Annotated in this window: 25 protein-coding genes and 2 pseudogenes; 7 read left to right on the top strand and 20 right to left on the bottom strand. The window is 31.0% G+C overall.

Annotated features, from left to right (window positions below):
• Window positions 1–12: 12 nt before the first annotated feature.
• From G9F72_RS08890 to G9F72_RS08875, 4 genes are all read right to left on the bottom strand, one after another.
• Window positions 13–2,523 carry an ABC transporter permease gene (locus G9F72_RS08890; protein ID WP_187356073.1) on the bottom strand — a complete coding sequence of 837 codons (2,511 nt, stop codon included), beginning with the start codon at window positions 2,521–2,523 and terminating at the stop codon, window positions 13–15.
• 16 nt (window positions 2,524–2,539) lie between these two features.
• Window positions 2,540–3,226: an ABC transporter ATP-binding protein gene (locus G9F72_RS08885; protein ID WP_164957969.1), complete on the bottom strand. Its 687-nt coding sequence runs from the start codon at window positions 3,224–3,226 to the stop codon at window positions 2,540–2,542.
• Window positions 3,227–3,396: 170 nt separating this feature from the next.
• Entirely contained in the window at window positions 3,397–3,990 is a 594-nt protein-coding gene (locus tag G9F72_RS08880; protein WP_164957968.1) for an ATP-binding cassette domain-containing protein, read from the bottom strand.
• A 54-nt stretch (window positions 3,991–4,044) separates the two neighbouring features.
• Window positions 4,045–4,386: a hypothetical protein gene (locus G9F72_RS08875; RefSeq protein WP_164957967.1), complete on the bottom strand. Its 342-nt coding sequence runs from the start codon at window positions 4,384–4,386 to the stop codon at window positions 4,045–4,047.
• A 344-nt stretch (window positions 4,387–4,730) separates the two neighbouring features.
• Between G9F72_RS08875 and G9F72_RS08870 the strand changes: the two genes are divergently transcribed.
• Window positions 4,731–5,576, top strand: a complete 846-nt coding sequence (locus tag G9F72_RS08870) for a DUF2785 domain-containing protein (protein WP_164957966.1) — start codon at window positions 4,731–4,733, stop codon at window positions 5,574–5,576.
• Between the two features lie 90 nt (window positions 5,577–5,666).
• On the opposite strand, the gene G9F72_RS08865 is transcribed toward G9F72_RS08870, so the two are convergent.
• Entirely contained in the window at window positions 5,667–6,257 is a 591-nt protein-coding gene (locus G9F72_RS08865) for a GDSL-type esterase/lipase family protein (protein WP_164957965.1), read from the bottom strand.
• Window positions 6,258–6,412: 155 nt separating this feature from the next.
• Here G9F72_RS08865 and G9F72_RS08860 point away from each other — a divergent pair, with 155 nt between their 5' ends.
• From G9F72_RS08860 to G9F72_RS08845, 4 genes are read left to right on the top strand one after another with little or no spacing between them, the layout of a single operon-like run.
• Complete coding sequence (locus G9F72_RS08860) at window positions 6,413–6,787, top strand: GntR family transcriptional regulator (RefSeq protein ID WP_164957964.1); 375 nt, start codon at window positions 6,413–6,415, stop codon at window positions 6,785–6,787.
• 2 nt (window positions 6,788–6,789) lie between these two features.
• On the top strand, window positions 6,790–7,659 hold the full coding sequence (locus G9F72_RS08855) for an ABC transporter ATP-binding protein (RefSeq protein WP_164957963.1): 870 nt from the start codon (window positions 6,790–6,792) through the stop codon (window positions 7,657–7,659).
• On the top strand, window positions 7,643–8,431 hold the full coding sequence (locus tag G9F72_RS08850) for a hypothetical protein (RefSeq protein ID WP_164957962.1): 789 nt from the start codon (window positions 7,643–7,645) through the stop codon (window positions 8,429–8,431). The genes G9F72_RS08855 and G9F72_RS08850 overlap by 17 nt, the downstream gene beginning before the upstream one ends.
• 1 nt (window position 8,432) lies before the next feature.
• Window positions 8,433–9,053, top strand: coding sequence for a hypothetical protein (locus G9F72_RS08845; protein WP_164957961.1), 621 nt, complete (start codon window positions 8,433–8,435; stop codon window positions 9,051–9,053).
• 37 nt (window positions 9,054–9,090) lie between these two features.
• Here G9F72_RS08845 and G9F72_RS08840 read toward each other — a convergent pair.
• The 4 genes and pseudogenes from G9F72_RS08840 to G9F72_RS08825 form a co-directional block, all read right to left on the bottom strand.
• Window positions 9,091–9,237 (bottom strand): annotated as a pseudogene (locus tag G9F72_RS08840) (helix-turn-helix transcriptional regulator); the annotation flags it as partial.
• A 220-nt stretch (window positions 9,238–9,457) separates the two neighbouring features.
• Window positions 9,458–10,300: a metal ABC transporter permease gene (locus G9F72_RS08835; RefSeq protein WP_164957959.1), complete on the bottom strand. Its 843-nt coding sequence runs from the start codon at window positions 10,298–10,300 to the stop codon at window positions 9,458–9,460.
• Window positions 10,300–11,124, bottom strand: a complete 825-nt coding sequence (locus tag G9F72_RS08830) for a metal ABC transporter ATP-binding protein (protein WP_164957989.1) — start codon at window positions 11,122–11,124, stop codon at window positions 10,300–10,302. Before G9F72_RS08830 ends, G9F72_RS08835 begins: the two co-directional genes overlap by 1 nt.
• 32 nt (window positions 11,125–11,156) lie before the next feature.
• Window positions 11,157–12,074, bottom strand: coding sequence for a metal ABC transporter substrate-binding protein (locus tag G9F72_RS08825; protein ID WP_164957958.1), 918 nt, complete (start codon window positions 12,072–12,074; stop codon window positions 11,157–11,159).
• Between the two features lie 197 nt (window positions 12,075–12,271).
• On the opposite strand from G9F72_RS08825, the gene G9F72_RS26995 reads away from it, so the two are divergent.
• Window positions 12,272–12,400 carry a hypothetical protein gene (locus G9F72_RS26995; RefSeq protein ID WP_263486832.1) on the top strand — a complete coding sequence of 43 codons (129 nt, stop codon included), beginning with the start codon at window positions 12,272–12,274 and terminating at the stop codon, window positions 12,398–12,400.
• Window positions 12,401–12,625: 225 nt separating this feature from the next.
• On the opposite strand, the gene G9F72_RS08820 is transcribed toward G9F72_RS26995, so the two are convergent.
• The 5 genes from G9F72_RS08820 to G9F72_RS08800 form a co-directional block, all read right to left on the bottom strand.
• Window positions 12,626–13,699 (bottom strand): sulfate/molybdate ABC transporter ATP-binding protein, encoded by a 1,074-nt coding sequence (locus tag G9F72_RS08820; RefSeq protein WP_164957957.1) that lies wholly within the window; start codon window positions 13,697–13,699, stop codon window positions 12,626–12,628.
• A 2-nt stretch (window positions 13,700–13,701) separates the two neighbouring features.
• Entirely contained in the window at window positions 13,702–14,385 is a 684-nt protein-coding gene (gene modB, locus G9F72_RS08815) for a molybdate ABC transporter permease subunit (RefSeq protein ID WP_164957956.1), read from the bottom strand.
• Between the two features lie 17 nt (window positions 14,386–14,402).
• On the bottom strand, window positions 14,403–15,209 hold the full coding sequence (modA, locus tag G9F72_RS08810; protein WP_164957955.1) for a molybdate ABC transporter substrate-binding protein: 807 nt from the start codon (window positions 15,207–15,209) through the stop codon (window positions 14,403–14,405).
• 629 nt (window positions 15,210–15,838) lie between these two features.
• Complete coding sequence (locus G9F72_RS08805) at window positions 15,839–16,069, bottom strand: hypothetical protein (RefSeq protein ID WP_164957954.1); 231 nt, start codon at window positions 16,067–16,069, stop codon at window positions 15,839–15,841.
• 91 nt (window positions 16,070–16,160) lie between these two features.
• Complete coding sequence (locus tag G9F72_RS08800) at window positions 16,161–16,379, bottom strand: hypothetical protein (protein WP_224676044.1); 219 nt, start codon at window positions 16,377–16,379, stop codon at window positions 16,161–16,163.
• A gap of 474 nt (window positions 16,380–16,853) precedes the next feature.
• Here G9F72_RS08800 and G9F72_RS08795 point away from each other — a divergent pair, with 474 nt between their 5' ends.
• A complete protein-coding gene (locus G9F72_RS08795; RefSeq protein ID WP_164957953.1) occupies window positions 16,854–17,507 on the top strand; it encodes a CPBP family intramembrane glutamic endopeptidase in 654 nt (217 codons plus the stop codon).
• 277 nt (window positions 17,508–17,784) lie between these two features.
• Here the strand turns inward: G9F72_RS08795 and G9F72_RS08790 are convergent, their stop codons facing one another.
• From G9F72_RS08790 to G9F72_RS08765, 6 genes and pseudogenes are all read right to left on the bottom strand, one after another.
• A complete protein-coding gene (locus tag G9F72_RS08790) occupies window positions 17,785–18,750 on the bottom strand; it encodes a substrate-binding domain-containing protein (RefSeq protein ID WP_164957952.1) in 966 nt (321 codons plus the stop codon).
• Window positions 18,751–18,875: 125 nt separating this feature from the next.
• Complete coding sequence (serS, locus tag G9F72_RS08785; protein WP_164957951.1) at window positions 18,876–20,150, bottom strand: serine--tRNA ligase; 1,275 nt, start codon at window positions 20,148–20,150, stop codon at window positions 18,876–18,878.
• A 394-nt stretch (window positions 20,151–20,544) separates the two neighbouring features.
• A complete protein-coding gene (locus tag G9F72_RS08780; RefSeq protein WP_164957950.1) occupies window positions 20,545–20,946 on the bottom strand; it encodes an iron chaperone in 402 nt (133 codons plus the stop codon).
• 187 nt (window positions 20,947–21,133) lie between these two features.
• Window positions 21,134–21,772, bottom strand: a complete 639-nt coding sequence (locus G9F72_RS08775) for a Vat family streptogramin A O-acetyltransferase (RefSeq protein WP_164957949.1) — start codon at window positions 21,770–21,772, stop codon at window positions 21,134–21,136.
• 69 nt (window positions 21,773–21,841) lie between these two features.
• On the bottom strand, window positions 21,842–22,615 hold the full coding sequence (locus tag G9F72_RS08770; protein WP_164957948.1) for a metallophosphoesterase family protein: 774 nt from the start codon (window positions 22,613–22,615) through the stop codon (window positions 21,842–21,844).
• A gap of 356 nt (window positions 22,616–22,971) precedes the next feature.
• A pseudogene (locus tag G9F72_RS08765) lies at window positions 22,972–23,199 on the bottom strand (VOC family protein); the annotation flags it as partial.
• Window positions 23,200–23,269 lie beyond the last annotated feature (70 nt).

The raw sequence follows: 23,269 nt of genomic DNA, 5'->3' as shown, positions 1-23,269 counted from the left end.
AGAAGATTATTATTAATAATCTTCTCTAACTGCTTGTATTAAATTTTCTTTTTTAATTCTTGAAAGTGGCGATAGTACTGAAATATAACCTATTACTATAGCTGCAACTGCTGCAATAGTTATTGCCTGCCATGGTACCATCCATCCAAACTCTCTAAATCCACCCATTGATTTGAACAGTAGAAATGATATTATGCAACCTATTATGGAACCATATATAGCGCCGACGATGCCATAGAGAAGTCCTTCTAGCACAATCATCTTCTTTAAGCCCTTTTGAGTTAGACCTATGGATTTTAATGTAGCAAATTCTCTTTTTCTCAGTATAATGTTTGTTGTTAATGTATTTACAATATTAACACTACCTATTAAGGAAACTACCAATACAAATCCATACAATAATATTTGAACCATTAATATTGCAGACTTTGATTTTCTATTACTATCTATATTATTTATTACTTGTAGTGAAGGGTTTGATTTTATGGCAGCCTCTATTGCTATTTTTGCTGCATCTTCATTCTTTACATCCTTAAGAGATATGTTTAAGTTTGCAGGCACAATGTTCTTGCCCTTAACTATTTTTTTTGCCATTTCCTCTGTTGTGACTATCTTTAATCCATTGGAAGATCCCCAATAGTTAAATGGTTCATTTTCAAGGATTGCCATAACTTTTACCTTTTGAACCTTGCCTTTAGCAAATTCCACTTTTGCTTTATTAGATTCACCCTGACCTAAGGCATTAAATTGTAGATCTATTTCATCTCCTACTTTTATATCTGCTATTGGACCAAAATATTCTTTCTTAGTATTTTGATCATACACTCTATTTTTATCGATTAAAATTACTCCATTTTCACTGTTTAGTTTTTCTATATCAATATTCCCTGACTTTAGATATTTTTTAGAAACTTCTAGTGAATCCGCATCATATATTGCAATGGAACTTTCCATAAGAATTTTTTCCACTCCATCTAAAGTCGTTTTTTTGTATATATTCTTCATATCCTGAATTTCTTTAATCCCACTATTTTTACTGATTGCCATATCGAAAGAATATGAATCGTATACTCTGTATACCTTATCCACTAACTTCAATGCTTTTATATTATCTTGTATTTTATTATCTATAGTTGATTTTTCTGTTGTACCTTTATTATCTCTTACAACTGAGAAGTGAATACCTTTTGATTCATTAATTTCTGAGGATATATTCAATGACATATCCATAAATGATTTAAAAGTAACAAATAATACCACACTTATCACAATTGAAAAAACAGTTATTCTATATCTTTTTCTATTTCTCTTAATATTTTTTGCGGCCAACGCTCCTTCAAAGCCAAATATTCTTTGAATAAGTACATTCTTTCGCCTCTTTATTTTCTCCTTTGTTATGGAGTTTCTACCACTTATAGCATTCAGTGGTGAAATCTTGCCTGCGAAGAACGCTGGAACTAATGCAGATAGGTATATTGAGACTAGCCCTACTGCTGCACTGATACATAACACCATAGGTGATACTGAAATTTTCATAGGCATAACCGAATCTACACCAATTAATTTAAATGCAATACTTATTCCAATGATAGCTATAATGCCACATATTAGTCCTAGTGGAATCGCAATTGCGGCTAGTATTGTTGCCTCCCTTAGGACAATCTTTCTAATTTGTCTTGGTGTTGTTCCTACTGCTCTTAAAAGTCCAAACTGCTTAATTCTTTCCACAACGCTTATTTGAAATGAGTTATATATTACTGCTATAGTTGAAATTACAACTATCCCAATTATTATTGCTATGGCTACATATAAGCCTCCAAAGCCAGAACCAGCATCCCCTGCTCCCTGCATTTGTAACAAATAGCTGTTTTCCATAACAGAATCCTTATCAACTAATTGCTTTAATTCGCTTACCGCAGATTTCAAGTTTGTTTTTGAACTTATTTCTACCAGTAAGGATGAATTTTGTTTGTTAATATCGTTATTTTTAGATAAAATTAGTCCATTACCATCTATCTGATTTTGTACATTATCCTCTAGTATTCCTACAAGAGTATATTCCTTACCCACAACTTTAATTTTATCTCCTACTTTAACATCCTTATCAATATATGATAAGACCCACTTCTCCATTGCTACTTCATTTTCCTTTTCTGGTAATCTCCCACTCTTAGCATTATAAGGAAAAAGCTCTAAGGCCTTATCTGTTGCCGTTATTATGTTAACAACTAATTTATCACCTATCTTTATTTCATCACTTATTGTATAAAATCCACTCCTAGATACTTTTGGATTATTAATAATTTTAGAGCTTAATTTTTCATCTATTTTTTGAAATGCTAAATGGAATGAACCTCCACTGTTTTTAGCATCCTGTATCTGTGCATCCTGAATTCCATTAAAGAAAAGTCCTATTGTTGATATAAGTGCAACGGATAACATTATTCCTATAATAGTAAGTGTGGTTCTTTTCTTGTTTCTCTTTAAATATTTCCCGGTAAGTTGTTTATAACTTGTTATCATCTTTTATCCCTCCCCCCTAACTTACTTTCAGGTGCTTATCAGAAATTATTTCACCATCTTCTATTGTTATAACCCTATCAGCCATGGCTGCAATATTAACATCATGGGTAATAAGTATTAATGTCTGATTATATTTTTTAGCCGTAAACTTTAATAATTCTATAACATCCTTTGAATTCTTAGTGTCAAGATTCCCTGTAGGCTCATCGGCAAGTATTATTGATGGCTTATTAAATACTGCTCTGCCTATTGAAACTCTTTGCTGCTGTCCCCCTGATAACTCTGAGGGAAGATGATTTTTCCGCGCACTTAGTCCTAATACCTTAATAAGTTCTTCTAGATAAATTTTATCAACTTTATCATTATCAAGTAGTGCTGGAAGTGCTATATTCTCTTCTACATCTAAAATAGGTAATAGGTTATAAAACTGAAATACAAAGCCTATCTTTCTTCTTCTAAATACAGCTAGTTTTTCTTCCTTATAATCATAAATACTTTCTCCATCAATAACCACATTCCCAGCTGTAGGCCTATCGAGCCCTCCCAATAAATGAAGAAGTGTACTCTTGCCAGAACCTGATGCTCCAACAATTGCCACAAACTCTCCCTTAGAAACTGATAAATTTATATTTTTAAGTGCCTCTACCTTATTTTCGCCTGCGCCATAAGTTTTAGTTAAATTTTCAACCTTTAAAACTTCCATTTATATCTCTCCCCTTTTCTTATATCTCGTTTTTTCATTACTATATACATATTATACTTCACAGATCCTTCACACTCCATGTCGCCCCGCTTACAAATACAAAAGGCTATCTTACAGTTTTGTAAGATAGCCTAAGGTGCCACCCACGTGGCAAGTGGCAAGTGGCAATATTACTCCCCCAGTAAAGATTTTTCTATCATTTCTCTTGAGTTAATATCAAAGTGGTTGGTAGGCTCATCTAAAATTAACAAATTGATGTCTTGCTGCATGAGTTTACAAAGCCTAAGCCTACCTCTTTCTCCACCAGACAAGGTTCCTATGGTTTTAAATACATCCTCCTTAGTAAATAGAAATTTTGCCAAGGCACTCCTTACTTTCTGCTGTGAAATGGTTAAATCGTCTCTAAATGCTTCTAACACTGTTTGTTCATTGCTTGTAAATGTAACATTTTGTGCCAGATATCCTATTTTAACCTCTTCACCATATCTTATAATTCCTTCATCAGCGCCACATTCTTTTACAAGCATTTTGGCTAGTGTACTTTTTCCTGTTCCATTTCCCCCAACAATGGCAAGCTTGTCCCCATACTCAACCTTTAAATCTAAATTTTTAAAGAGCATCTTATTATGGAAGGATTTAGAAAGTCCTTTGATTTCTAATACCTCATTAACCTCTTTATCCCTTAAAGCAAAATCTATATTAATCTTCTTATTTTCCAAAGCCGGCTTTTCTATTTTAACAATCTTATCTAACCTTTTCTGCATACTTGCAGCTTTGATATAGAACTTACCGCTACCCCCCTTTCATTTCCCATCTTCTTAATCTATCAATAGAATTTTTAATGACCCAAGTAGAATTATAGTTTTTTCTCCTCCACTTAAAGTGCTGAAGGTTCTTTCCTTCATATCCTCATCAATCTTTAATCCCATACAAATATATTTTATATTTGTATCAATATCATATCCACCCATATGCTCAAACTTTCCTTGAAGTTCACCATATTTACTTATAGCATTTTCTAAGCTTTTCCCTTGAAGGATTTGCATTTTATTTTCAAGCTGCACTATCTTACCCCGAACATCTAATACCTCCTCAAAGGCTGAGCGCAAAATCTCAAAAACTTTATATTTTTCTATATTTCTTAATGATAATTCAATCATTTTAATACCTCTCTTTTTATAGGTACATAAAAACACTAACAAAAATAAGCTGTAAATGAACTAATGTCCATCTACAGCTCATAAATATGCGTAAATATATATTTCTATAAGTTAGAATTTATTGTTTATATCTAGAATTTAGCATTAATTTGCACAATTATCAATATTTCTTAGTGTATTAGAATTTATATAGGCGTAATTATATGTAAATAATTCTCTAAGAATATATTTTTAACTTTCATTGTAATTAAATTACATGGTATAATTATGAAATATGTCTTATAGGAAAATAGCAATGTTATTTTTGAATATCTTTACAAATCAATATCAAGGGAGATAAGTAAATGAAAAACATAAATCAATTAAAACAGCAGTTAATGGATATTAAAGACAATAACTGGAGTCTTCCAAGTGGTACAGATAAGTATGAACTAGCCCTACAGCTGCTAGAAAATATAGGTTCAATAGATTCTGAACTTAGAGATGGACTTATTTTAGAGCTTCTTTCTGACATGATTTTTCAAATTCATTTAACAGATGAAGAGGTAAAAAATTTATTGAAATTATCATTAAGTGAGAATCATCTATTTTATAATATTGGCAAAAATATAGATGATTCTGTTTTTAATAGAGCCTTTACTTTATTAATTATACAAGCAATACTATATCGTCATAACCAAAGTGAGGACCCCCTTTTAACGGAAGAAGAAATAAAAAGGATTTGTACAGAGATAATAAGATATACAAGACAAGAAAAAGATACAAGAGGGTATGTAGAAATCAAGGGCTGGGCACATTCAACTGCTCATACAGGTGATGTGTTTAGTCAAATTGCAAACTGCAAAGAAATTAAGAAGCCAGAATTAATAGATATATTAGAAGCAATAGAAGAGAAGGTATGTATAAATCATTATGCCTATATAAATTGCGAGGACGAAAGGCTCATAGGTGCAGTTATCAAAATAATTGAGAGAGAAATTCTTAATGATGAAGAGTTCATAAATTGGATAAAAAGCTTTGAGAATATTAAAATGACTGGCAAATACCCAGAAGATCACAATCTAACAAGTAATCGCAAAAACTTTTTATCAGCACTATATTTTAGACTTAAAAGAAGAAATGATAAAAAATCATTTATAGATACAATAGAGCAAGTACTAAATAATACAACTCCAAATCATTTTAAATAGTTGAACTTAAGGTGCCACCCACGTGGCAAGTGGCAATAAAATAGTGCCCTAAAGGCACTATTTTTCTAAGTTACATCCACCATGCTAGTATCAATGGTAAAGCTCTCCTTCTGAAATCGCTAATAATGCACATTCACTCATAATTTCATGACCTTTTTCTGTTAGATGAATCCCATCAATGTACAGTTGTTTAGGATATAAAGTTTTTTTAGCAGTTTCTAACGCACTATAAAAGTCTATAAACAATACATGTTCTTCATTGCAATAGTTTAATACCCACTGCCTGTACATTTTGATCTTTTCATTTACTTTTAAATAGTCAACATCAGCACTCCAGCCTTCGAAAGCTAAATCTTTGTCTATTGGAGTTTGTATACCTATAATAGGTATTATTCCATGTTCTTTTGCTTCCTTAATTAGGAGGCTTATTTTCATTTCAACGCTATTAACCGTATACCCCATTAAAAAATCATTACTACCACCCATTATAATTACATAACTTGGAGTGTTTTCTACTATGTCAGTATAAGACCTAGAAATCATACCAGCAGCTGTTTCGCCATTAAAACCTTGGTTTATAACTTCTACATCTAATTTTTTTCTAATTAAATCTACCCAACATTTCCCTCTTGTAATCCCATATCCATAGGTTAAGCTATCTCCAAAACATACCAATTTCATGAATTTTGTTCAGTCCTTTCTAAAGCATATTTAAAGTTACTAAATTACAAGTATAACATTAAATTTATTGACAATAAGTTCAATGTGCGATATCGTATATATATGGTATACACACTATTACATATTATATAAGCTAGTTGGAGAGAGGTGAATTTATGAATATTACTATAGATTATACAAGTGACTTACCTATGTATGAACAAATAAAAGCTTCTATTAAATCAAATATACTTTGTGGAAAACTTCAATTCAACGACACTCTCCCGTCAGTTAGGCAGCTAGCCAAGGAATTAAATGTGAGCACTATTACCACAAAAAGGTCATATACAGATTTAGAACATGAAGGCCTTATATATACAGTGTCTGGCAAGGGTACTTTTGTAAATACTGTGGATGTGTCAAAATTGTTATTAGAAAGAAACAATCAATTAATTAAGGAATATGAGAATATGACCCTTAAAATAATGGAAGCTGGGGTAACCAAAGAAAATATTATAAATATAATTGAAAACATATATAGGGGGGAATAAAAATGGAGAATATATTAGAAGTTTTAAATTTAAATAAAGAGTTTATGGATTTTAAGTTGGATAATGTAACTTTTACCCTTGAAAAAGGATGCATTATGGGATTTATAGGACAAAATGGAGCAGGTAAAACTACTACTATTAAGTTAATATTAAATGCAATAGGAAAAACCTCAGGACAAATTAAAATTTTGGGGAAAGATAATGTTAAAGAAGAGATATACGTAAAGTCACATATTGGCTATGTACCAGATGAAGATTATTTTATAAGCACCTCTACTGTGCACAATCATGCAAAAGCCCTTAGCTTATTTTATGATAATTGGAGTGAGGATATTTTCAATAACTATGTTTCCAAATGGAGAATTCCCTTAAAGCAAAAAATAGGTGAATTTTCTAAGGGTATGAAAACAAAAGCAATGTTCGCTCTTGCCTTTGCACACCAGCCAAACCTTTTAATTCTTGATGAACCTACCGGAGGACTTGATCCCGTTGCAAGAATTGAGATTTTAGATATACTTCGTGAATTTGTGTCTGATGGAGAGAAATCAGTATTCTTTTCAACACATATTACCTCAGATTTAGATAAAATAGCCGATTATATAACCTTAATTCATGGTGGTACAATAATAGAAAGCCTTTCAATTGATAAACTTGAAGAAAAATATATTGTGTTAACTGGAGGCATTGAAGACCTAAAGGGGCTTGAGCATCAGTTTATTGGAATTAGAAAAGGTGAAATTGCTTTTGAGGGTTTGATCTTAAGAGAAAAAGCACATGAATATTTTAAAGACATCAAAGGCACTAACCCTAGTGTTGAAAATCTATTAACCTTTAATATTTGGGGGTGTGATAATTATGAAAAGAACTATTAAGATATTTAAAGCCTTTTGGTTTATATATCCAAGCGATTATGACTGGTTATTACCATTCTCTATAATTTGTACAGGACTAATGTCAATAATGATATGTTCTACTACAACAGATATGGTACTTAATTATGCAAATAGAGGACCAACAGTACAGTTTAGCCGTGTAGTTCTTCAGCTACTTAATTTAATTAACTTATCTTATGTATTTATTTTTAACACTCAAGGTATTACTAGGGTGAAAGGAAAAGTTACTGGTAATCTAAATAATTTTCTAATACAGGCACCAGTATTAAAAAAAGATATATATAATGTGAAATTCGGAATTTTTCAAATGGTAGGTATTCCATATTTTATTGTAGTAATATATCTTATAGGATTAAATGTTTTTGTTAGCACAAGTGAGCTTATATCAGCATATTCAGGATTCCTTGTATTGATCTATTGTATATGGACTATGACTGTAAATATATCAATAGGATTTTCATCTTTATCATCTAAAAAATATAAGGCTTTTAGGTACTTGTTTCCTACACTCTTGTTATTATCACTTGTATTTATATTTTATTTGATATCTATTCCCGAGTTGCAACCAGGTACTTTAATAAACGAACAAAATATGTTCAGTGGTTTAGGGACAAGGTTCATTCCTATCTTAAAAGCCTGCAGACATATCGGCGGGCTTTCAGGGTTAATAATTATGCTTATTTCAACTATAATCAGTTATCTTTTAGGTTGCAAGTTACCTTTGAAAATCTCGGAGAAGGTGGTTAATTGAAATGAAGGAACTATTATTAAACTATGTTAAAATGCTTAAAGCTGGATTCTTTTATAAAACCTTTTTATATGCAATACTTTTGATTATTCCTTCAGTAGTAAATGCTTTATTTAATGTACAAAGTGACTTTTACGAACTATTTTTCGTAGTTATAGTAGGCTTTTTCATTGTATCCATGGGCATGAATGAAATATCTGAAAAGAGATATATTTTCTGTTTAACTCTTCCTATGAGAACTAAAGATATTATAAAGATTGCTTACCTTCACACTTATGTAATCTATATTATAGGTTTCATTGGCACTCTTTTTGTATCAATTTTTAGTCATCAGGAATTGCATAGGTTGTACTTATTATTTATTGTGCTTTATCTTTTATGTACAAATTTGCTTTATCCAGCTTTAGCTTCCTGTGAATTGAAGCTAATCAATGATCCAGGGTCATATACCTGCACTACTATAGTTCTCGTGGGTATGAGTTTTATTGCCTTATGTTTCTGGATTGTTGGACCTAATACCATTTTAGATTGGGGCATCCTAGCAATTGTAATTGTTAGTTTCCTGGCAGCATTTACACTTAAGAAATCTTATAAAGCAACATTAAAGAAAGTAATGGGATTTTAAACCTTAAGGCGACCTAATTATTAGGTCGCCTTTCATTCTAACAGTCAAGTATAAATAATTCATCTACTGTAGTGTTCAGTAGTTTAGCAAGTTTCATGGCTAATTCCAGTGTAGGGTTATACTTTTCATTTTCAATAGCATTGATGGTTTGCCTTGTAACTCCCAGTTTAGTTGCCATATCCTCATTTTAAGAGGAAAAGGCATTATACAAAGTGATAAAAATAAATGGTTACAATTTGATTATGTGCCTGGTGAATTTGAAGTTAAAAATATAAGCCCAGATTATACAGGGAGATTGTGTATAATCTGTGGAAACTTAAATAAGAATAAACTTTGTAATTTATTTAATGTAACAGAATAAATGGAAATTAAAAAAGGAGCTAATCTAGCTCCTCTTTCCATTTCTACGAATATAATTTTAATTTCATGAAAAATGTAATCCCAAAAAACATTGAAGCAATGAGCACCATAGTAGCACCAGATGCAGAACCTAAAAAATAAGATAAAATAAGTCCCGTTACCCCTGAAATAAGTGCAATTGCAATAGAATATATATGGTACTGCCTCATATTGCTAGAAATATTTCTTGCAGCGGCAGCAGGCAGCACGAGCATCGAACTTATAATTAGAACTCCTACCCATTGGATGGATATTGTTACAATAATTGCAACAGTAATTGTAAATAGATATTCATAAAAATTAACGTTAATACCTCTGCTTCTTGCCAATAACGGATTTACACTTACTAAGAGAAGCTTATTAAAGGCAATTACCCAAATAATAACCACAATTACAAATATAATTGGAAGTATTAACAAATCAATTTGACTAATGCTTAATAAATCACCTATAAGATAAACTGAATACTTTGTAAAACCGCCTCCATATGATAACATTACAACTCCAAGCGCAACTGCTGTAGATGAAAAAACACCTATTATAGTATCCGTTGAAGAAGTATTTACATTCTTAACTTTAGTTATTACTACAGCAAGCATAAGTGAAAATACTAGCATAGACCATATTGGATTTTTTATACCTAAAATTACCCCAATTGCTATTCCCGTGAGAGCTGAATGTCCCAGTGCGTCTGAAAAAAAAGCCATTTTATTATTTACAACCATGGTACCAAGTAAACCAAACATAGGCGTAACCAATAAAACCCCTAATAATGCATTTTTCATAAATGTATAATGAGCCCAATCAAAGGGAAGTAAAAAATTTACGATGTTATACCATAAAGACATTAGTCATCCTCCCTATCGTTTCTGTCTACCAAAACCTTATTCCAATCTACACCAAACACATCAATTACTTTTTCATTGCTAAATACTTCCTCTGCCGTACCACAGCATTCAATGGTTTTATTATTGATAAATGCAATGCGATCCGCATACTTTGATACTAAATGTAGATCATGAGAAACTAAAATAATAGATAAATCGTATTCTTTTCTTAGATTTGATACAGTTTTATAAAATAGTTTTAGCCCATTTTGATCAATTCCTGATACTGGCTCATCTAATAATAATATATCTGGTATAGGCTCTAGTGCTAAGGCTAAAAGTACCCTTTGTAATTCTCCACCGGATAGTACCCCTAAACGCTTATCTATAAGATATTCTCCATCAACCAAGGATAAGCTTTTCAGAGCCTTTTGTCTTATATCTTTGGAAATAGAAAACCAAATCGGTCTGCTGCTTAATGTAGCCGCAAAAATATCCATAACACTTACAGGTGAGCTATTATCAAAATCAAGTTTTTGAGGTACATATCCCATTTTAGGGTTACTTATAACCTTTTTGTTTCCGCCAGCAAAAGTAATATGCCCTGAATGTTGTATTCCTCCCAATAAAGCTTTTATGAGTGTACTCTTTCCTGCACCATTTGCTCCTATTATAGCAGTCAAATCTCCACAATGAATGTGGAGATTGACATCTTTTAATATTTCTGTTTTTCCAATAGTGACACCAAAATCTTTTATTTTTGTGCAACATAATCCACAGCTACATTTTTTACAATTTATATTTTTAATTTTTTCACTATTTATTATCCTATTACTATTTGTCATTTTATTACCACTTATTAGCTTATTATTATTAATCATTTTAATGCCTCTTCCAATATTTTTAAATTACTGTCCATTATATTAATATACGCGTCTGCATTCATAGGTCCTGTAACAATTGGATCAAGACTATAAACTTTTGAGCCTGTTTCCCTTGCAATAGTTTCAATAGCTTTAACAGGATACTGTGGTTCTGCAAACAATGCTTTTACTTTTAATTTCTTAACCTGCTCAATAGTTTTTTGCAAATCTTTTGCACTTGGCTCAGAACCAGGTTCACGTTCAATAACTCCTACTATGTTGAGATTAAATTCCTTGGCAAAATACGGAAAAGCCTCGTGAAAAGTAACTATATCACGATTTTTAACATTATCTAATGCCTTGTGCATTTTATCTCTTTGAGCCTCAAGTTTCACTACGTATGCAGCGGTATTTGCTTTATACTTTTGTGCATTATTAGGGTCTAAAGTAGCTAACTGTTCTCCGATATTTTTAACTTGTGTTATAGCATTAGAAATACTTACCCATATATGTTGGTTGTATACCTCATCGCCTTTATTTTTAATAAGTTGTATGTCTTTGCTTGAGTCAATGACTTTAAGGTTAGGCATTTGTTCTGTTACCTTATCCATAAAGGATTCCATACCTGCACCATTAGTTACAAATATCTGTGCAGCATCTAGTGTTTTCATATTATCCGTAGTAATGGAATAATCATGAAGACAACCTGCCGTTGGTTTTGTCATATCAATTACTTTTACATTTGGAATATCCTTTGCTACATTTAATGCGAATATGTACATAGGATAGAAGGATGCTGCAACTGTTACTGTTTTTTTATTATTAACACCAGCATCAGGTGATGGTGCATTGTTTTTTTGCGTTGTACATCCAGTAAAAACTACTACAGATACAAGAATTAGGGATGCTATTTTAGCAACTATATTTTTCATTATATGTTCACCCTTTCGACTAATGCAAATGGTTTGCATTTACATTTCTTTTACATTATAATATGATTTTTTAAAAATAGCAACCCTAATTTATCACAATAATTTGTGTATTCTTAGTGATTATATTATACTATATGAAGTTGAGCTTATTTTAAAAAGAGCACAATTTTTATAAATGGTCCTAGGGAGGGTTAACTATGGATATTGCAGATGTAATAAATCAAATAAATAAGATAGGTTACGATATAAAAGATAAAATTGCTCCTTTTCAAGTATTAAAAAAATTTAAAAGTGGACGGTCTGCAGCCGGAGTTATATATGGTTGAATATGGAAGTGCTAATAGAGTAGGCATATTAAAGGTAGTCAGATAGGGAATTATGGAGTTAATATGTATGACCCTAAATTAGATTCATGTATGGTGTTTAATTCGAAAAATCTAAAACTAGGGAATGACCTGGTTATTTTACAGCCTACTGATTAATATAAAAGGAGCAACAGAAATTGGAAACGAATTTTCAATTTCTATTGCTCATTTTATTTTATACCTTTTTCAATTTCTGTTGATTTGAATAACCTTCTCTGGGTTAATTCTTATTTTTAAGGGAAGAGGTTTGTCTTTAACTAAATCCCACTCTTCCTTAGAAGTATCCCAAAGTATATCAAAATCTTTTTCATCTCCTATAGGTTCACTAAATTTAAGATATACTTTTGTTCTAAATAAAGTCTCACTAGTAAAGACAACCCAGCAGTTGAAAGTATTTACATCTTCATCATCCACCATAATTTCTAAATAATGAGCCCTAATTCCAATATCTGCTATACTATCCTCTACTTCATAATTAAAAGTAATTTTACATCCCCAGTCTATAGCTTCTATAATATTACTTTCTATTTTTTTAGCCTTTGAAATATTTTTACAACCTGTTAGTTTTGCAGCACAAAGTGTTGGTGGACTATTAAATATAGCATCCTTAAATCCAATAGCATCAATACTTCCCCCTGCTATTATTATTATGTTATTGCATAATTGATATGCTTCTTCCATGTTATGTGTGACAAAAATTGAAGTTCCCTTAAACCCCATAAGATCGTCCTTAAGCTGCAGGATCATGCTATTCCTAAGATGCTCGTCCAATGCCGAAAAAGGCTCATCAAGGAGCAATATTTCAGGATCCACAACAAGAGCTCTAGCAAGTGCAACTCTCTGTTGTTGCCCTCCAGATAATTGATAAGGATATCTTTTTTCCATTCCATTAAGTTGTAAATCTAGAATTTTCTTTTTAATTTTATCTATTCTTTCAACTTTACTAATACTTTTAAGAAGACCAAATCCAATATTTTGCTCTACAGTCATATTAGGAAATAGGGCATAATTTTGAAAAAGGAATCCTACTTTTCTCTCCCTAACGGGTATATTTATTTTATTTTCCGAATCAAATAACACGCGGCCATTTAATATTATTTTACCACTGTCCGGGGTAACAATTCCAGCTATACAACTTAGTGTCATGCTTTTCCCTGATCCAGACGCTCCTAAAAATCCTAAAATATCATTATCTGCTTTAAAATCAACTCTAAGCTCAAAGCCTGGTAGCTTTTTTATAATATTTACTTGTAACCCCATAATTATTTCCTCCTTGCAGAGGATACTAAAAACCCTTGCTTTTCAGACCATTTATCAGTAGCCACCATGACTGTTAAAGATATTATAAAAATTAATATAACCCATTTAATTGCATTACCAGTTTCTCCGTTTGCCACAGCAAAATATATTGCAATAGGTATTGTTTGCGTTTTACCAGGGATGCTTCCAGCAATCATTATAGTTGCTCCAAATTCCCCTAGCGCCCTTGCAAAGGCTAGGACTGTACCTGCCGCAATTCCCGGCCAAGCTAGTGGTACCACTACCTTCCAAAATATTCTCCACTCGGACATTCCCAAGGTTCTAGCAGCATTAATAACATTAACATCAATCTGACTGAAAGCACCTACACATGTCCTATACATTAGAGGAAAGGCAACTACAGTTGCAGCTATAACTGTAGCAACCCATGTGAATATCAATGTAATTCCAAATCCATTTAATAGTTTTCCCAGTGGAAAATTCTTTCCAATAATCATAAGTAATATAAAACCTACAACGGTTGGAGGTAGTACCATTGGTAATGTCAGAATTCCATCTAGAAGTCCTCTAGCTTTTCCTTTATAGTTAGACATAAACCATGCTACTGCAATGCCAATAAAAAATACTATAAAAGTAGCTGTAATAGATGTTTTTATGGAAATCCATAATGGTGAAAATTCTGACATACGCTCCAACTCCTAACTTATTTTAAAAGAAAATTAAAACCATATGATGCAAAAACTTCTTTTGCCTTAGAACTAGATAAAAATTTCAGAAAAGCTTTAGTATCATCTATATTTTTACTACCTTTAATTACTGCTACTGGATAAACCACTGGAGTTTTGTATAGATTCATGCCAGCGTATGCTACAACCTTTACTTTTTTAGAAGTTTTAGCATCAGTACCATATACAACTCCTGCATCTACATTCCCTGTTTCAACCCAAGTTAAAACTTCCTTAACATCTTTTCCATAAACAGCCTTTGCTTTAATTTTATCAAGTATGTTTAAGGATGTAAATATTTCCTCAGCGTATTGACCTACAGGAACTGTTTTTGGTTCGCCTAAAGCTACTTTTTTAATTTCAGTATTTGCCAAGTCCTTGAAATCACTAATAGCTAATGTTGAATCATTCTTAACTACAAGCACTACAGTGTTTCCTAATAAATTAACCTTTGTATCATCTAAAATTAAACCTTTTTTCTGTAATATATCCATCTGTTTTGTAGCCGCTGAAAAAAACAAATCAGTACTGGCACCTTGTTCTATTTGCTGCTGTAATGCACCTGAAGCACCAAAGTTATAATTTATTGTAACATTTGGTCTTTCTTTTGCATAGAGTGTTTTTATTTCCCCCATAGCCACTGTTAAGCTTGCTGCAGCAGAAATAGTTAATGTAACTGCTTTTGCTGGCGTTTCAGAAGTTTTAGTCTTCTGACTACAACCCGTCATTGCCAAAATAACTGTAACTAAAGACATAACTAATAAAGAACGTACTCCTTTTTTCATTTTTTCTTCCCCCTATAATACATTTTAAACGTTTTCAATTAATACATAACAAAACAGTACAACATAATGACGTTATACATGTTTTGTTATGTTACGCTAAGTTTTATTATATATTCATTTTACAAATAATTCAATAAGGAGTTTATTTTTATTTTATACAACAAATGTACTTATAGCAAATTTATCATTTATGATAATAAAAAAGTGATTTAGTTTAAAGACTAACGGGTTCCATTTTGAAGTGCTTTTACTGAAATATAATTAACATTATCATATGAAATCACGCTAATATAATAAGCTATTAATCTACTATTTAAACAAGAAAACACATGCTAAAAACCTGTGTTTTCTTTGAGTTTAATTTAATATGAGCCGATGTTAGGTGTAAGTAATTATATTGTAAATGAATTTAATAGATTATTTATATACTGTAGATAACCGTTGATGATAGTAACTCCCATAAATAAAGGCATATCTAAGAGTTTTTCTTAAATAAGCCTTTTTATCTGCGTTGTCTCGCATAGAAATAAAAGTGTTTTTTATTCAATAATCTACATAATAATTATCACCTGGAATAACATATATTTTTATTAATTCATTCGCATTAAAAGAAAATTTCGAAGCAACCTTTATCTCAATTTACTTCTCTTAACTATTATATTAGCTATTATCGCTATAACTAAAGAAATTATTAATTTAACATGCCAAAGGTGAATAATTGAGTTTATAAAATAGTCTATAAAAGCCTCTTGTTGCGGTGTCTCTACAGGTGAAGTATATTTTATAGCAAACATAGTAGTATAGCAAAGAATAATGTAAGTTATAGGAAAAGATATAATAGAGTATTTACTAATTTTCAAGTTATCCATTCTCCCTTTGTTTATGACTAACTTAATGAAAAGTACGATACAATATGAAAGATTTAAACAAAAACATCTATTGTTCTCAATATTAATTTATTAATTTAAATATTTCTAAAAATCCTAATATATGATATATCTTAGTATCACTTACATGTACATCATATATTGAAAATAATAAGTAATTTCTTCTTTTTATTAAAGAATGGTTATCCATAAAGAAATCTTTTGCGTTTATATTACGAATGTTTCCCATGATTTCTATATTTTTTGTTATTGGGGCACCTTGAAAAACAACATCATTAAACATTTCTCTATCAGGATTCAGGAATATTAGCACAATTGAAAACGAAACAATTGAAATAACTACAGTTTTATATATTTTTTTTATAACAAGAAGACCCCCTTTTAATTTACTTTATACTTTTTTACAAGTATGTCCTTATTCAATTATATAGAATATTAATATGAATTTCAAATATTTAACATGAAATTTCGGGTAGCCATACTACAGCCCCATTCGATTTGATTTAGTGATACATTACGTTTTCACCCTTTCATCATATTATTTTTAAGGTGAATTTTTAATGAGAAAATGCCATATTGACAATAAATAAAATTATTAACCCTTTATTTTCAGTTGGTTATAACCATCAACGGATTATTACAGTATATAATAGATTATGTTATAATTCCTAATTTTTAAAAATTATGTTATAATCACTACATAATTGTAAAATATGGACAAGTAAAGATTATAAATAATGTGAAAAGGAGTATTTGAATGAAAAATAGAAATGAATTATTGAAAACTTATATTCCAATTGCAATTTTTGGATTTCTATGCTTAACAAGTGTAGGTTTGACTAATGTTGTTGGCTTAAGCTTAACTATTCTTTTTTCAATATTGTATTTATTTATTGAAAACAAAAGGAACAAAGGGAAAATGGAAGACATCGGTTTTATTCCAAAAAACATTTTATCTGATATAAAAAAATATTGGTGGTTAATTTTGATTCCTGTTGTTTCGGGTATTGTATCAATTAGTTTGTTTAAATTTGTCCTACCAGAGGTCTACTTGTATGCTTCAGACACAAAACCGATGTTATCATTTGGTAAATTGTTTTTACAGATACCTCAATTATTGATTTTAGCATTTGCTGAGGAAATAGCATTTAGAGGGTTTTTCCAGACTAAGCTTTGCGATATTACAAAACCAATTTGGGCTATCATCATTACTTCATTATTTTTTGCCATAGGAAGTTTTTCTGCTGTCTCCATTACAGGTCTTATTTATATCTCGTTTTTTATTTTTATAGATAATATTATTTACGGTGTGATTTATCAAAGAACTAAGAATATTTACTCGTGCACTATTTCACATTTTTTAGCAAATGTCATTGAGACATTTATTTTCTTCTTTTACTTATTTAATTAAACATAAGGAGTATGAGAAAACTCCGTAGTAAGGTGAAATATAAGACAATAATCACATAAAGAATCACACTGTTAATAAATTTATTAACAGTGTGATTCTTTATGTTAAAACATATGGTAATATACATATATAATATAATAAAACTACTCTTAATATAGTTATATCAACAATAAACGCTATGATTAAATTATAGCGTTTATCTAAGTGAATATTAATGATATTTATTCAAAAGAACTTCAAAACGGAACCCGTTAGTTTAAAAACTAGATCACTTTTTCTAAGTTTCTGCAGTTATTTCGCCTAAATCTTTTAAATCATATCCGCCAATACCCTGCAGTTCTAACTTGAACTCCTCTGATCTAATAATTTGAAGCACAGACTGAAAATATGGTTTTTGAATATCCTCTTTCTTAATTACAAGCTCATAGCTTTCTGTTTGCAGTGGGATAAAATCAATTCCCTCTACCTGTTGACTAGTCTTTTCATTTCCAATAGCAAAATCTGCTTCACCTCTCGCAACAGTACTAGCCATTGCAAGATGTGAAAAACATTCTTTTTCATACCCAGGTACACTATGGGCACTTATACCAAGCTTTTTTAAATGCTCATCAAGTAAGATTCTTGTACCACTTCCTCTTTCTCGATTTATCATCTTAATTCCAGGTTGTTTTAGATCTTCTAAACCTTTTATTCCTTTAGGATTACCCTTTGCAACATAAATCCCTTGCATTCTATTGGCAAGATGCACAATAATTGCAGGGATTCCTGGAAGCATTCTTTTTACATAAGGTATATTATACTGTCCTGTATCACCATCCCATAAATGAGTTGCAGTAATCTGAACCTTACCATGATAAAGAGCATATAACCCATTATAGCTTCCAGTATAGGATCTAAGTGCCTGAATACCTTTAACATTATGTTGTAAATATCTAGATAGTATATCCAGCATAATATCTTGGCCACAAATGACGAAATCATGATTTTCCTGACTTTCTTCTAATTGATTTGTACTCACTAAGGTCATATTAGAACTAAGTGAGTCAGTATTAATTTGTTTGGTGTTTTGAAGTTTCTTAGATTTATTCTTATAATCCTCAATATCCTTCATTTCTATTCTTACCTTGTTACCAACCCTGTAAGAATTAAGTTCTCCCCTTTTTACCAATTCATAAACAGTATTCTTTGTTATTTTAAGCATCTCCGCAACCTCTATAGGTGTTAATGCAAAATTTTTATCCACTTTTTTAACCTCCCTACATGCAACTAACCTTAAAAATTATTATATCATTTAGACTTAATAATTGCATATTAAAATCAAAAATCATAATCTTTATACTCAACACCTTTAGAGATAACTTAAACTTACTATAATTTTTCTTTCCCAACCCATTTTCTTAATACCTCAGGAACAATAATACTTCCATCCTCTTGCTGCATTTGTTCTACAATAGCTGGAAGTAATCTGCTTGTAGCTAGTCCTGATGCATTTAATGTATGAACGTACTCAGTGTTTTTACTTCCATTTCTCTTAAACCGAATCATTCCACGTCTTGCTTGATAATCACGAGCATTTGAGGCTGAGCTTACTTCTTTATACTCATTCATGCTAGGAATCCATATTTCAATATCATAAGTTCTTGCCATTGATGCGCTACAATCTTTAGCAGCTAATTTGCTCACGCGATAATGAAGTCCGAGTCCTTGAACAAGCTTTTCTGCCTTACCCAAAAGTTCTTCAAATGCAGCATCTGAATCTTCTGGTTTTGTATATTGGAACATTTCAACTTTATTAAATTGATGACCTCTAATCATTCCACGCTCTGATGCTCTATAGCTTCCTGCTTCAACTCTGTAACAAGGAGTATATGAAAAATATTTTTTTGGTAATTCATCTTCCTTTAGAATTTCATCTCTATGCAAATTAATTAATGCAGTTTCTGATGTAGGAAGTAAAAATTGATTATTTTCATTGTTTTTATTATCTGTAACCTTAAAAACTTCATCCTGAAATTTAGGAAACTGGCCTGCTGTTAACCCACACTGGTAATCTAAAATATGTGGAGGTAGAATAAATTCATACCCATCTTTTCTATGTTCTTCTATAAAATAGTTAAGTAGTGCCCATTCAAGCATAGCGCCATCACCTTTATAAATCCAAAACCCATTTCCAGAAAGCTTTACTCCTCTTTCATAATCTACTAAATTATGTGTTGTTACAAGCTCCACATGATCCTTAGGCACAAATTTAAAATCCGGTTTTTTGCCCCACTCTCTTATCACCTTATTATTTTCTTTTCCTCCAGCTAATACATCCTCATCAGGTAAATTAGGCAAGCCTTCTAAAAAGGTGGTTATTTTTTCTCCAAGTGGAGTTAATCTCTCCTCAAGCAGCTTTATATTACTTGAAACCTCTTTCATTTCTAAATAATAACTTTCAACATTTTCACCTTTTCTTTTAAGTTCCGGTATTTCTTTAGACACTTTATTTTTTTTACTTTTCAACACATCAAGGTCAAATATTAATTTTCTTCTTTCTGCGTCCCACTCAAGCAGCTCATCAAAATCAACCTTATCCATGCGCTTAGAAAGTGCCTCTTTAACCATTTGCGTATTTTCTCTAATTAAATTTAAATCTAACATAATACAGTACCTCCTCAATTTATATTTTCAGTTTGTAATAGACTATACATTGTAGTAAATATTTTTTAAAACAAAAAACTCCCATCTCTATAAAACTATAGAGACGGGAGTCAAACTCTCGCGGTGCCACTCAATTTGTCATAAGTAAATATGACCACTTTATTGTGCTATAAAGGACACAACCCTTTCAATTTTTAGCTTTTGCTATGGAAGCGGAGGGATTATATTGCACACTGATTTTCACTAGCCATCAGCTCTCTTCAGTACTATAATAATCTTAATTTCCATAATTGCTATATATTTTTATTCTTTAAAGCTATTCTTTAAAGCTATTCTTTAAAAGATAATATCACTAAATGGTAATAAAGTAAAGAATTTATATATCTTCTTACAATTATTCTACTGATGCCTTCTTCTTTTTCAATTTGCCACTCGCTTTTTTTATATTCTCAGCAACTCTAAATTTAACTATCTTGCTTATTAATTCATAAGGCAGTGGCTTTTCTATTGGAAATTGTATTGATCCTTTTGCCCCTTTATATTCTGATAATTCATGTTTAAATTCATTAATTCCACTAGGAGTTGGATAAAACCCAATATGATTCTTAAATGCAGCAAAATGTACCAGATTTCCATTCAACACAAAGGTAGGCATTTGATAACTTATCTTTTCTTCTGCATCTGGTGCAGACTCTCTAATAACTTTTCTTAACATTTTAAGTGTTTCCTGAATATCAGCAGGAAATTTTAAAATATATTCATCAATTGACTCAAATGAAATTTTGTTTTCTTTCATGATTTCTCCTTTCACAAGCCTTTTATATTAATTTGCTCTATCTTTGGAAATTTATTTACATCCGAAATCCCAACACCACTTTATTCTATAAGCCAACCATCTTGAAAATCTTCCTATATTTTTAAAAGAAACTATATTACACAGTAACTCAGTTAGCTTTCCAAACTTCGATTTTTTTTGAAGTAGATTACTCTATATTTTTTATTTTATCAATATCTGAACTACAAAGGATTTCAAGATTATCAAATATTTTTTCTGCTGACCAATTCCACCATTTTAAGACTAACAGATATTGGATTAATTCATCATCAAAGCGTTTTCTTATGATTTTAGCAGGGTTTCCACCAGCTATATGGTAATCAGGAACGTCTTTTGTAACAACAGAGTTGGTAGCAATAATTGCACCGTCACCAATATGTATGCCTGGCATTACAACTACATTTTGTCCTATCCAAACATCATTACCGATAATGGTGTCTCCTTTTACTGATAAGTCATCAATAGTGGGTGTAGCTTTTTCCCAACCATTTCCCATAATATTAAAAGGATATGTTGTTACAGAACACATTCGATGATTAGCACCATTCATTACAAATTCGATTCCATGAGCAATTGCACAAAATTTCCCTATAATCAGTTTATCTCCTAGAAAATCATAATGATGTGTAACGTGTTTTTCAAATTCTTCTGCCCCATTTACATCATCATAGTAAGTGTAATCACCAACTTGAATATTTGGATTTTTTATAACATTTTTAATAAAACAAACTTGTTTTATATTTTCATTTGGATAAATACTATTTGGATTGGGTCCAATTTTCTTCATACACTTTACCACCTATATAATTAATTCATTTATTCCCATTTTAACTTACTATAATGAAAATATGTTACATTATTTTCTAAGCTCTTGTGAACCAACCTGATTATGTGCTGTTAAAATAGTAGTAACCATATTCATCGACCAATTGCCGTATTTCTCAAAATATCCCTTTCTATCAAAACCTTCTACTAGTTTTAATCTGTCATATTCTACATACTGCCTTGATGTTGTAATGTTGCCTTCAAAAATATCTAATAGAATATATTGCGCTCTTGGGTCTCCATTAAATGGCATTCCTACAGAACTAGGACATATAAACCTTTTCCCATTTACTTCTTCATCCATGAACAAATGATAATGCCCAAAAATACAAACATCACTTTCCATACCACTTGCAATCTTAGCAAGCCCTCTCATATTAGGAATATTATTTTCTCTTTTTAAACTATCAACTACTGTAAAGGCTTCAATCTCTGATGGATTATGGCACAAATACATAGAGATTCCTTCCTCTTCTATTAAAATATTCGTTGGAAGAGACTTCAAAAATGATACACGTTCTATACCTAGTTCGTTGTATATTTGCTTATTTACTGGATATATCCAATCAGCATTTTCTTCTATTGGAGTTATTAATTCCTCAATATTGCCCGATATAATTAAATGCTTTTGGCTTTGTTTTTGGTAACGCATTAACAAATCAACAGTTTCATTTGATCCATAACCTCCAAAAATATAATCACCTAGAAAAAAGGTCATATCTGTATCTCTAATATTTATATCCTTCAATACTGCTTCAAAAGCAATATGATTACTATGTATATCAGCAACTATGGCAATTCTCATAAAATACTTATCTCCTCTCATTGAAAAGCTTAATATTTCGTCTAACTACAATATTCCCAAAGCTCATCAATTAAGTGTAGTTTTTTTAACTTCAAATTTTAAACATAACTTGTACAGTTTATCTAATTTCCTTATAAAAGTTATGATTTATTTTTCTTTTTCAAAAACCAAATCGAATTCTTTAATTTTACCATAAGTATCAGACTTAGTCGGGGTCTTGGATACATATTAACTCCCCCTTCTATTCACATTTAACTATACACCCATTATTCGCTTTAATTATTTCATCAAAACAGTTCAAAGATTCGTCTACATCATGAGTAATCATAATATAATGCTCTGCTGAATTCAACTAGCTACTTAATTCGTTTCAAAATTGGATGATCTTCTTTCAGCTCTAGCAAATCCCATAGGTTCCCATATAAATCCTTAAACGCCGCAACCATTCCATAGGATTGATCTTTGGCCTCTCTCACAAATTCTATTCCCCTTGAGATCATTTCATTATAGTCTCTCCAAAAATTATCAGTGTTTAAAAACAGAAAAACTCTACCGCCTGACTGGTTACCTATAAATGGCTCTTGAATCATATTCCCAACTCCTTATAATTTTAGACTTGATTATTCTAGCTGCATTTTCATACATCATTCTTTG

It is taken from the genome of Clostridium estertheticum, assembly GCF_011065935.2.
In the GTDB taxonomy this organism is placed as follows: domain Bacteria; phylum Bacillota; class Clostridia; order Clostridiales; family Clostridiaceae; genus Clostridium_AD; species Clostridium_AD estertheticum_A.
This window is presented reverse-complemented; position numbering and strand designations above follow the sequence as displayed.

What these genes read in the sequence shown, in the direction of transcription:
- G9F72_RS08795 (WP_164957953.1), top strand. Translation starts at nt 16,854, where the DNA reads ATGAAAAATAGAAATGAATTATTGAAAACTTATATTCCAATTGCAATT.
- G9F72_RS08865 (WP_164957965.1), bottom strand. Translation starts at nt 6,257, where the DNA reads ATGAAATTGGTATGTTTTGGAGATAGCTTAACCTATGGATATGGGATT.
- G9F72_RS08770 (WP_164957948.1), bottom strand. Translation starts at nt 22,615, where the DNA reads ATGAGAATTGCCATAGTTGCTGATATACATAGTAATCATATTGCTTTT.
- G9F72_RS08820 (WP_164957957.1), bottom strand. Translation starts at nt 13,699, where the DNA reads ATGGGGTTACAAGTAAATATTATAAAAAAGCTACCAGGCTTTGAGCTT.
- G9F72_RS08890 (WP_187356073.1), bottom strand. Translation starts at nt 2,523, where the DNA reads ATGATAACAAGTTATAAACAACTTACCGGGAAATATTTAAAGAGAAAC.
- G9F72_RS08830 (WP_164957989.1), bottom strand. Translation starts at nt 11,124, where the DNA reads ATGACAAATAGTAATAGGATAATAAATAGTGAAAAAATTAAAAATATA.
- G9F72_RS08875 (WP_164957967.1), bottom strand. Translation starts at nt 4,386, where the DNA reads ATGATTGAATTATCATTAAGAAATATAGAAAAATATAAAGTTTTTGAG.
- G9F72_RS08885 (WP_164957969.1), bottom strand. Translation starts at nt 3,226, where the DNA reads ATGGAAGTTTTAAAGGTTGAAAATTTAACTAAAACTTATGGCGCAGGC.
- G9F72_RS08850 (WP_164957962.1), top strand. Translation starts at nt 7,643, where the DNA reads ATGAAAAGAACTATTAAGATATTTAAAGCCTTTTGGTTTATATATCCA.
- G9F72_RS08800 (WP_224676044.1), bottom strand. Translation starts at nt 16,379, where the DNA reads ATGTTTAATGATGTTGTTTTTCAAGGTGCCCCAATAACAAAAAATATA.
- G9F72_RS08845 (WP_164957961.1), top strand. Translation starts at nt 8,433, where the DNA reads ATGAAGGAACTATTATTAAACTATGTTAAAATGCTTAAAGCTGGATTC.
- G9F72_RS08825 (WP_164957958.1), bottom strand. Translation starts at nt 12,074, where the DNA reads ATGAAAAATATAGTTGCTAAAATAGCATCCCTAATTCTTGTATCTGTA.
- modA (WP_164957955.1), bottom strand. Translation starts at nt 15,209, where the DNA reads ATGAAAAAAGGAGTACGTTCTTTATTAGTTATGTCTTTAGTTACAGTT.
- G9F72_RS08775 (WP_164957949.1), bottom strand. Translation starts at nt 21,772, where the DNA reads ATGAAGAAAATTGGACCCAATCCAAATAGTATTTATCCAAATGAAAAT.
- serS (WP_164957951.1), bottom strand. Translation starts at nt 20,150, where the DNA reads ATGTTAGATTTAAATTTAATTAGAGAAAATACGCAAATGGTTAAAGAG.
- G9F72_RS08835 (WP_164957959.1), bottom strand. Translation starts at nt 10,300, where the DNA reads ATGTCTTTATGGTATAACATCGTAAATTTTTTACTTCCCTTTGATTGG.
- G9F72_RS08855 (WP_164957963.1), top strand. Translation starts at nt 6,790, where the DNA reads ATGGAGAATATATTAGAAGTTTTAAATTTAAATAAAGAGTTTATGGAT.
- G9F72_RS26995 (WP_263486832.1), top strand. Translation starts at nt 12,272, where the DNA reads ATGGATATTGCAGATGTAATAAATCAAATAAATAAGATAGGTTACGAT.
- G9F72_RS08880 (WP_164957968.1), bottom strand. Translation starts at nt 3,990, where the DNA reads ATGCAGAAAAGGTTAGATAAGATTGTTAAAATAGAAAAGCCGGCTTTG.
- modB (WP_164957956.1), bottom strand. Translation starts at nt 14,385, where the DNA reads ATGTCAGAATTTTCACCATTATGGATTTCCATAAAAACATCTATTACA.
- G9F72_RS08860 (WP_164957964.1), top strand. Translation starts at nt 6,413, where the DNA reads ATGAATATTACTATAGATTATACAAGTGACTTACCTATGTATGAACAA.
- G9F72_RS08870 (WP_164957966.1), top strand. Translation starts at nt 4,731, where the DNA reads ATGAAAAACATAAATCAATTAAAACAGCAGTTAATGGATATTAAAGAC.
- G9F72_RS08780 (WP_164957950.1), bottom strand. Translation starts at nt 20,946, where the DNA reads ATGAAAGAAAACAAAATTTCATTTGAGTCAATTGATGAATATATTTTA.